The organism is Oceanicola sp. S124, from assembly GCF_000220565.1.
In the GTDB taxonomy this organism is placed as follows: domain Bacteria; phylum Pseudomonadota; class Alphaproteobacteria; order Rhodobacterales; family Rhodobacteraceae; genus Pseudooceanicola.
Genome location: NZ_AFPM01000092.1, coordinates 1 through 8,175, shown reverse-complemented (window position 1 = coordinate 8,175; position 8,175 = coordinate 1). Strand labels below are relative to the sequence as shown.

At 68.4% G+C, this 8,175-nt stretch carries 9 protein-coding genes and 1 pseudogene; 2 read left to right on the top strand and 8 right to left on the bottom strand.

What is annotated here, in order from left to right:
- From OS124_RS0107255 to OS124_RS0107240, 4 genes are all read right to left on the bottom strand, one after another.
- Positions 1–692, bottom strand: a 692-nt coding sequence (locus OS124_RS0107255) for a glycosyltransferase family 2 protein (protein ID WP_010138791.1), incomplete at its 3' end; no start/stop codon positions are given.
- Positions 689–1,756 carry a hypothetical protein gene (locus tag OS124_RS23965; protein WP_010138790.1) on the bottom strand — a complete coding sequence of 356 codons (1,068 nt, stop codon included), beginning with the start codon at positions 1,754–1,756 and terminating at the stop codon, positions 689–691. The genes OS124_RS23965 and OS124_RS0107255, both read right to left, overlap by 4 nt.
- A 44-nt stretch (positions 1,757–1,800) precedes the next feature.
- Positions 1,801–2,220 (bottom strand): PqqD family protein, encoded by a 420-nt coding sequence (locus OS124_RS0107245; RefSeq protein WP_010138789.1) that lies wholly within the window; start codon positions 2,218–2,220, stop codon positions 1,801–1,803.
- A 122-nt stretch (positions 2,221–2,342) separates the two neighbouring features.
- Positions 2,343–3,170 (bottom strand): hypothetical protein, encoded by an 828-nt coding sequence (locus OS124_RS0107240; protein WP_138919459.1) that lies wholly within the window; start codon positions 3,168–3,170, stop codon positions 2,343–2,345.
- A gap of 295 nt (positions 3,171–3,465) precedes the next feature.
- On the opposite strand from OS124_RS0107240, the gene OS124_RS0107235 reads away from it, so the two are divergent.
- Positions 3,466–3,897, top strand: coding sequence for a PACE efflux transporter (locus tag OS124_RS0107235; protein ID WP_010138787.1), 432 nt, complete (start codon positions 3,466–3,468; stop codon positions 3,895–3,897).
- A gap of 111 nt (positions 3,898–4,008) precedes the next feature.
- Entirely contained in the window at positions 4,009–4,482 is a 474-nt protein-coding gene (locus OS124_RS0107230; RefSeq protein ID WP_010138785.1) for a GNAT family N-acetyltransferase, read from the top strand.
- 512 nt (positions 4,483–4,994) lie between these two features.
- Here the strand turns inward: OS124_RS0107230 and OS124_RS0107225 are convergent.
- The 4 genes and pseudogenes from OS124_RS0107225 to OS124_RS26475 all read right to left on the bottom strand — a co-directional run.
- Entirely contained in the window at positions 4,995–5,510 is a 516-nt protein-coding gene (locus OS124_RS0107225; RefSeq protein WP_029375252.1) for a bactofilin family protein, read from the bottom strand.
- Positions 5,500–6,825, bottom strand: coding sequence for a M23 family metallopeptidase (locus OS124_RS0107220; RefSeq protein WP_010138783.1), 1,326 nt, complete (start codon positions 6,823–6,825; stop codon positions 5,500–5,502). The genes OS124_RS0107225 and OS124_RS0107220 overlap by 11 nt, the downstream gene beginning before the upstream one ends.
- Before the next feature lie 213 nt (positions 6,826–7,038).
- The gene (locus OS124_RS0107215) at positions 7,039–7,848 is read right to left on the bottom strand and encodes a ferritin-like domain-containing protein (RefSeq protein ID WP_010138782.1); all 810 of its coding nucleotides are present in this window, start codon (positions 7,846–7,848) and stop codon (positions 7,039–7,041) included.
- Positions 7,849–8,039: 191 nt separating this feature from the next.
- Positions 8,040–8,175: pseudogene (locus tag OS124_RS26475) on the bottom strand (peroxiredoxin); the annotation flags it as partial.

Here is an 8,175-nt window from a genome sequence, read left to right as displayed (position 1 = left end):
GGGGTCCGGCGCCGGCGCCGCTGCATCGACTTCAGCAGGGCCAGGGCGAAGCAGCGCCGGGTTTCCTCGAGGTTCTTGGTCATGTTGCCGGGGTGACGGCGGTAATAGAGGCAGAGCATGTCGCTCTGGGCGATCTTCGGGCCGGTCTCGAAGGCGCGCAGCAGGAAGTCCACGTCCTCGGACTGGCGCAGGGTCTCGTCGAAAAGGCCGACCCGGTCGACCAGCCCGCGCCGCAGGATGGCCGAAGAAAGCTGGATGCCGGTCAGCCAGACGCTGCGGGCGCCCTCGGCAGGTTCCAGCGTCACCGGGTCGATGGCTTCGACCATCAGCAGCCGGCCATAGGTCAGGTCGACGTCCTGTCCGGGGGCAAAGCAGGCCTCGGCCTTGGCGAAATAGCCCTCGGGGAAGGTGTCGTCGCTGTCGAGGAAGGTGACGAGGTCGGTATCGGGGGCGAGGTTGCGCAGCCCGGTGTTGCGCGCCGCGGTGACGCCCGCATTGTCCTGGCGGATCCAGCGCAGGGCCGGGGCCCGGGCGGACTGCTCGGCCAGCCACGCCTCGGTACCGTCCTGTGAGCCGTCGTCGATCACCAGCACGTCCAGCGTGGCCTCGCAGCGCTGGCGCAGCACCGAGGCGACGGCCTGGCGCAGCAGCTCCAGCCTGTCATGGGTCGGGATGATGATGGTCAGCTTCACGACGCCTGCTCCTCGATGAAGTCGGCAAGTGCGGCGGCGATCTCGGCGGGATCGGTGCCCAGCTCCATCCGGTAGCCGGGCAGCCCGCGCGAGACCTCGGCGCAGCAGCGGGCCATCTCGGGGCGGGCGAAGGGGATCTGGGTGACCCCGGAGGGGGCCAGGGCCAGGAAGGCCTCGCGGGGGCCCATCGGGTGGAACCGGGTGCGCGTGCCATGGGTGATCTGCGGCAGGACCAGGGCCGTGAGGGCGATATCGGCAGGCTGCGCACGGCCCGCGATCGCGTCGAGGGGCAGGAGGTACTTTCCCTGCCAGTTCAGTGGCTTGCCATGGGTCAGCCCGGCGGGAAGGTCGACACGGGCGGCGCCGGCCGGGTCGATCTTCATGCAGCCGAAGGCGGCCCGGGCATGGAAGGACGCGCCCGGCGCGTGCCCGGGGGCAGGGGGCACCAGGGCGACATAGTCGTCGCCGACGCTGTCCAGCCCGTGCCGCAAGCCCGCCAGCACGGTGCCCGACTTGCCCGAGCCGCCCTTGCCGGCCAGCAACACGCCCCGCCCGCCGGTGGCCAGGGTGCCCGCGTGGATCAGCCCCGCGCCCCGGGTCAGCAGGGCCCAGTGGATGAAGTTGCGCAGCGGAGAGCCGGATTCCCAGGCGGGCAGGGCCTCCGGCGCGGTGGCCAGTTGCAGGCCGCGGCACCTCTGGCTGTCGAAGATCTGCCAGAAGCCAAGGTCATCGTAGTAATGGAAACGGTAGCGCCCGCCCTGCAGCGCCGCCTCGACCTCGCGTTCCTGAAAGTAGGCGGCACCCCAGCGGGGCCAGAGCGCGGGGTCGATATCCTGCGGCAGCAGGTGCAGGACATCGATGTCGTCGGCCTGCGCAGGGCTGTCGGGCCCGGCGCCATGCCCGGCCGCCACCATCTGCACCACGGCGCCCTCCGAGGCGCGGCAGCGCAGCGACAGCCCTGACGAGCCCACCCGGACGGAGGTTGCCAGCCCTGCGGCCAGCGCATCGAACTCGGCGAAGAGCGTCGCAAAGACCTCTTCGGCGGTGGTGGTTGTGACAAGCATCGGGACTCGTGTGGCAGGCAGCGTGAGGGCGCGCGGAGGGAAGGTCAGGGCGTGTCCGGCCGCTTCGGCCAGCCCGCCTGCGGGTCGGTGTCGTGGATCGGGTCGGCGATGATCAGGTCGGCCAGGTCGTCGTAGCAATCGACGGTGGGTCCGGGCGCGGCGCCGCCGAGGGCCAGGGCCAGATCGTCGGGCATCGGCGTTGCCGTTTCGGCAGGCAGGATCAGCCCGAAGCCCCGCAGCTTTCCCACGAACTCCGCCAGCTCCTCCCCGCGCCCGGTGAGCGCGGCGATGCGCGTCACCTCATGCCCCTCGGCAATGGCCTTCCACAGCAGGGCGCCGCTTTCGTTCAGACCGAAATACTGGCCGCAGGACAGGTTGAGGATCACCATGTCGCCGTCGAACTCCTCGTGGACGATATCCGGTCCGGCAAGGCTGTAGGCAGTGACTTCACTCGTTTCTGACATTGTTCCTCCACTCTTGGGCACGAAAGCTAGCACCGCTTGACGCCGCATAGCAACGCAGATCCCGCTGGCCGGGGCGATGGCGGGGCACCTGTGTCACTGGCGCCTGTTTTGTGGCGCCAGGGTTACAGGATGAACCGCGCACTGGGCCACAGCTGGGCGATCCGCTCGGTCCCGAAGCGGGCGGCGGCGGCGTGATAGGAGGGGGCGTAGCGCAGCGCGATCTCGCGTTGCAACGCCTCGTCCAGATCATAGGTGCGCACAGAGGCATTGACCCGCGTATCGAGTGGCGGCGGCTCGGGCGGCACGCCGATCCAGGACATGATCGCCTCGGGCGCGCCAGGGCGGAACAGCTCTTCGTAGAGGCCGACATGGGCGGCGCCCTCGGGGAAGGCGATCGACAGGTTGGCCAGCGCGACGTCGTAGCGTCCATGGCCGAAGTTGTCGCCGCTGTTGAAGTTGAACTGCAGTTGCGCCAGCTCGGCGTCGCGTCCCGTCTTGCCGGACCTGCGAACGAACATCCGGGCAGCGGAATGCAGGCGCTCGACCGGGTCGCGCAGCATCATGACGGGTTTCACGATGATGCCGCGGCCCGCCATCTGGTCGCTCAGCTGCTGCAGCTTCTCGGGCCAGAGCGTGATGTTGCCCGGGGTCATGTCGGCGGTGAAGACGGTGTGGTTGTCGTCCTCGGGCCGGCTCAGCAGGGCATCGAAGTAGTCGATGTAGTCCGACATCCTGCGGCCAAGGCGCATGCCCCAGAGGCGCCGCGCATAGCGGTTGGTGCCCTCGGCCTTGCGTCGATAGATGGCCCGTTTGAGGGCATTGTTTTTCTTGAAGCTGGTGCTGAAACCACGGTGAAGGACGTGATACTCCTTGACCTCACCGGGGCGCATCGACGTGTGCTGGCAGAAATACCTGTACATCCATGTCGTGCCGGCCTTCTGGGTTCCCATCCCCAGGACGAAGATCTTCTGCAAACTTTCCCCCATATCCCTTTGATTACATAGATATAGGGGCCGACTGGCCCCCGGTATAGAAAAATGAGACCGGGGGCGACCTTGGTCGGTATGGGGCCATGAGACCGCCTGTTTGCACCGCAGTGGCCTGCGGGGCCCGGCAGGGCCCGAGGGGCGCGCAGATATCGCAGGTCTTGAAAACCGGCGCGGGCGGTGGCATCTGAGGGCGCGAGGACGACCTCCCCATCATGGATGACAGCCCGGGACGACCCGGCCCCCCGGAGAGGTTGCCATGCGCTCTTCCCTTGATCGTCTTCGCCATGCCCTGAGTTTCGAGATCCTCGCCCTTTTGCTGATGGTGCCGCTCGGGGCGCTGGCCTTTCACCATCCGGTGCAGGACATCGGCGTCGTCGGCGTGGTCGGGGCCACGCTCGCGACGCTGTGGAACATGGCCTACAACTACGGTTTCGACCGGGTGCTGCAGCGCCGCACCGGCTCGACCCGCAAGAGTGCGCGGGTCCGGGTGCTGCATGCGGTGCTCTTCGAACTGGGCCTGCTGCTGGTGCTGATGCCCTTCATCGCCTGGTATCTCGGCGTGTCGCTCTGGCAGGCGCTGGTCATGGATCTGTCCTTCGCCGGGTTCTACCTGGTCTATGCGCTTGGCTTCAACTGGGCCTACGACCGGCTGTTCCCGTTGCCCGAGTGGCAGGTCGCGAGCGAGTGAGGCCCGCCGGCGCGCTGGCCCCTGTATCATCGCCGCGCAACCGGCTTGCCTGCCGGAGGTCGGTCGCCCAATCTGTCTCCCAGTCTCATGGAATGTCAGCGGGAGAAGACCATGGCCCCCCGTATCACCTTTGCCCGCCTCGACCGGATCGACCCCGAGCTGATCCGTGCCCATATGTCCGACCCGCGCATGGCGGCGCATATGCCGCTGCTGGCCGGGCCGTGGGACCACGCGGCGACGCGGCGCTTCGTGGCCGCGAAAGAGGCCTGCTGGCAGCGCGACGGGCTTGGGCATCGCGCCTTTCTGGCCGATGGCACCTATGTCGGCTGGGGCGGACTTCAGCGCGAAGGAGAGGACTGGGATCTTGGCCTGGTGCTGACGCCTGCGGCCTTCGGGCTGGGGCCGCGCATCGCGCGCCTGCTGCTGGCAGAGGCGCGGCAGGATGACCGGGTGCCCCATGTGACCTTCCTGTTGCCCCCCTCGCGGCGCCATCTGGGCGCGCTGCGACGCCTTGGCGCCGTGGCGCAGGGCGAGGTCCGACAGGGCGGGGCGCTGTTCCGGAAGTTCCGGCTGGAGACCCGATGAGGGCAGGGCGGGCCGGGGGCTGGGACCTCAGGGGCGTGGGACGCTGAGGTCAGGGCCGTGCCGAGACAGGCTCCGCCGAGCCGGGCACGCCATCTGCTCACACCGTCCGGCGGCGGCTGAGGTGCGGCGCGCGCGTTTCCGGCCCCCCTTCGTCGCGGCGCTGTCGGAATGAGCGCCGCAACTTCCGGTCTTCCAGTGTCCGTACCTGAGCCGTTCGTCACGTCCTCCCCAGAACTGGCCCCCCGAGATCTGGCCCCCGAGATCTGGTCCGGGGACGCTGCCTCGCACCCTTGCCCGGAAAGTCGCCCGCACCCTCCCGCGAACTCTGACGGCAACCCTGCCTGCGCAGGGCGCCCCGGTGCCGCCCCTATGCCGAGCCGGTTTGAGATTTGCTCTCTCGGTTCCGGCCCTGTCTGTTCACCCTCCCCCAAACGCGAACGCCCCGCTGCAGGGCAGCGGGGCGTCGCAATCCGGGTGGGGCCGGAAGTACTGGCCCGAATTAGTGGCCGCGATTACTGGCCGGCGTCGGCAGGAGCCGCCGGGGCAGCGGGCTTGGTGGCCGCACCCTTGCCGCCGGGCGACAGCGGGTCGTCCTGACGCTGGACCGAGCCCTCGAAGTGGGCGCCGCTCTCGATGGCGATGGTCTTGTGGATGATGTCGCCCTCGACGCGGGCGGTCGAGGTCAGGCGCACCTTCAGGCCACGCACGCGGCCGATGATGCGGCCGTTGATCACCACGTCATCGGCGGTGACTTCACCGCGGATCGTGGCACCTTCGCCGACGGTCAGCAGGTGCGCACGGATGTCGCCCTCGATGGTTCCCTCGACCTGGATGTCACCGGTGGTCTTGATGTTGCCGGTGATGTGCAGATCGGACGAGAGGACCGATGCCGGGGGTTTCGCCTTGGGGGCGGAGCTTTTGAAGTCCATGCTGGGTGCCGTCGTCTTGGTGGCCGTCTCAGCAGGAGCCGGCGTGGTGTTCTCACTGGTCTTGGGACCGGGTTCGTTGATCTTGCTCTTAGAAAACATCTCTTGCCGCCTTGATATAGATCATCGGGTTCACGGGCTTTCCGCCGACTCGGATCTCGTAATGGAGATGGGGCCCGGTTACCCGTCCGGATGCTCCCATATCACCGATGCGCTCCCCGCGCGAGACCCTTTGCCCGACTTTCACGCCAATGCGCGACATATGGGCGTAACGGGTCTCGATGCCGAAGTCATGCTTGATCTTCACCAGCCGTCCGTAGCCGGTGGACCAGCCCGCATGGATGACCACCCCGTCGCCCGCCGCATAGAGCGGGGTGCCCACGGGCGCGGCCATGTCGGTGCCGTAATGCTGACGGATGCCGCCGGTCTTGGGATCGCGGCGGGTGCCGTAGCCCGAGGAATAGCGGAAGCTCGATTTCACCGGCATCGCGAAGGGGGCCTTCTCGGCGGCGAGGCGGTAGAGGTCCAGCTCTTCCAGTCGCCGCAGGATGGCATTGGCACGTTCGGCATCCGCCGAGGGCAGCTCGCCCATGGTCGAGAAGGAGATCGGGGTCATCGGACCGCCACGGCCGGTGTAGCCGCGCCGCACCTGGTTGATCAGCGTGTCGGTGTTCATCCCGGCGGCGCGGAACATCTTGTCCAGCGGCTCGACCGAGACGGTCATGGCCTCTTCCAGCTGGCGGAAGATGGCGTCGTTCTGGTCTTCCATCAGGGCGATGCGCTCGGCCATCTCGTCGGCCTGGGCGAGGGCGTCCTGGGCGTGAACCTCGGTCTGGTCGCGCTCGGCGGCGGTTTCCGACAGGGCCGCGGTCAGCACATTCAGCGTGTCCTCGGCATAGGCAGGCAGGGCTTCGCGCTCTCCGCCCTCGGCGGGGGTCTGCAGCGCCAGCAGCTCTTCGCGGGTGGCGTCGCGTTCCTTGAGGGTCTTGCGCAGGGTGGCCTGGATCACGTCGATGCCGGTTTCCAGCTCGCGGCGGCGGGACTCGGATTGCAGCAGCTCGGTCTGCATCGCCGAGATCCGTTCCAGCGCGGCGTTGAAGCGGTCCTGGGCGGCGAGGGCCTCTTGCTCGCGCAGGTCGCGCTCGGCGGCCATGGCGTTCAGGCTTTCGCGGTAGGTGGCCTGGTCGCGCTGCGCCTGCTCGCGGTAGTTGCCCGAGCCGATGGAGTCCATCAGCAGGATCGCGGTGGCGATGATCGTCCAGGAGACGATCATGGTGCCGCCAGCGGCCGCGACGATCTGGGTAACCGGCCGCAGCCGGATGAACCGAGTGTCGTTGTCCGAGCGCAGGAAGACCCGGCGCTCGGGGAAGTTGCGTTCAAGAAAGCCGTGAACGCGAATGGCTAGTCTGGTTCTCACGGGGTCCCGATCCCTCTTCGTCCCATCCTGGCGCCCGGTCACGAGGTCCCCACCTCAGACGCCTGAAACCAGTTACCCGTGCCAACCAGAGGGGGCAACGTTTTTGTCCCCCGTCCTTGTCGAGTTGCGCGAAAAACGGCAGATCGGGCGGGAATTCGCCGAAATTCCTGCATTTCGGCAGGGGGCGCAGGCCCCTGTGCCTGTCCGCGCGCCTCAGCTTTCGCCAGCCAGCGGCCAGTAGAAATCCGGCGGCAGGCCGGCCTCGGCGCGCTTTTCCTCGTTGAAGGGCGGCTTGAGGGCGCCGTGGAAATACTGCTGCACGAGGGCGTGGAAGGCGGGCTTGGGGTCGCGGTTCTCGCGCCCGCAGAGGAAGTGGAACCACTTCGAGCCATAGGCGACATGGCCGACCTCTTCGGCGTAGATCACTTCCATCGCCTCGACGACATTGTCGATGCCGGCCTTGCGGAAGACCTCGATCATGCCGGGGGTGACATCGAGGCCGCGCGCTTCCAGCACCATGGGGACCACGGCGAGGCGGCCCCAGATGTCGTTCACCGTGTCCTCGGCGGCGCGCCACATGCCGGCATGGGCGGGCAGGGCGCCGTAGTGGCTGCCGAGGCTTTCCAGGCAGTCGCAGATCAGGTTGAAGTGCTTGCTTTCCTCATCGGCCGCCTTGACCCAGTCATCGTAGAAGCCGGGCGGGAAGGGCACATGGGGAAAGCGCGCGATGATGTCCCAGTGCAGGTCGACGGCGTTCAGCTCGATATGGGCGACGGCGTGCAGCAGAGCGATGCGCCCCTGCGGAGAGCCGGGGCGGCGGCGCGGCACCTCGCGCGGGTCGAGCAGTTCGGGCTTTTCGGGCCGTGCCGGGCGCAGGGGCGGCTGCGCGGTGCCGATGGGGATCTCCTCTCCGGCGGCGCGGGCGGCGAACCATGTCGCAGCGTGGCGGTGCGAGAGGGCGGTCTTTTCGCGGCCATCGGCGGTGGTCAGCACCTCGACGGCCATGTCGGTCAGGGAGAGCATGCGGGTCCTTCTGTCTCTGCGGACGCTGTGGGTGGCGCTTTCTGCCGGGCCGGGAGAGGGCAGGAGCAGGGGGCCGCGCCGGGGGCATCGAGCCCCCCGCCACGGCGGGGCCGGGGCCCCGAGGCGCTTTGCGAGGGCGAGGTGCCCGGCGTCGGGCCAGTTCGGGCCTGGGGCGCCGGGTGCGCCGTCGGCTAGAGGGCCTGCACCGCCGAGAGCACCTCTTCGGCATGGCCTGCGACCTTTACCTTCGGCCAGACCCGCAGCACCGTTCCGTCGCCGGCAATCAACAGCGTCGTGCGCTCGATGCCCATGAAGGTCTTGCCGTAC

Excerpts from the sequence above, each read along its gene's own strand:
- OS124_RS23965 (WP_010138790.1), bottom strand. The coding sequence starts at position 1,756 with ATGCTTGTCACAACCACCACCGCCGAAGAGGTCTTTGCGACGCTCTTC.
- OS124_RS0107245 (WP_010138789.1), bottom strand. The coding sequence starts at position 2,220 with ATGTCAGAAACGAGTGAAGTCACTGCCTACAGCCTTGCCGGACCGGAT.
- OS124_RS0107240 (WP_138919459.1), bottom strand. The coding sequence starts at position 3,170 with ATGGGAACCCAGAAGGCCGGCACGACATGGATGTACAGGTATTTCTGC.
- OS124_RS0107235 (WP_010138787.1), top strand. The coding sequence starts at position 3,466 with ATGCGCTCTTCCCTTGATCGTCTTCGCCATGCCCTGAGTTTCGAGATC.
- OS124_RS0107230 (WP_010138785.1), top strand. The coding sequence starts at position 4,009 with ATGGCCCCCCGTATCACCTTTGCCCGCCTCGACCGGATCGACCCCGAG.
- OS124_RS0107225 (WP_029375252.1), bottom strand. The coding sequence starts at position 5,510 with ATGTTTTCTAAGAGCAAGATCAACGAACCCGGTCCCAAGACCAGTGAG.
- OS124_RS0107215 (WP_010138782.1), bottom strand. The coding sequence starts at position 7,848 with ATGCTCTCCCTGACCGACATGGCCGTCGAGGTGCTGACCACCGCCGAT.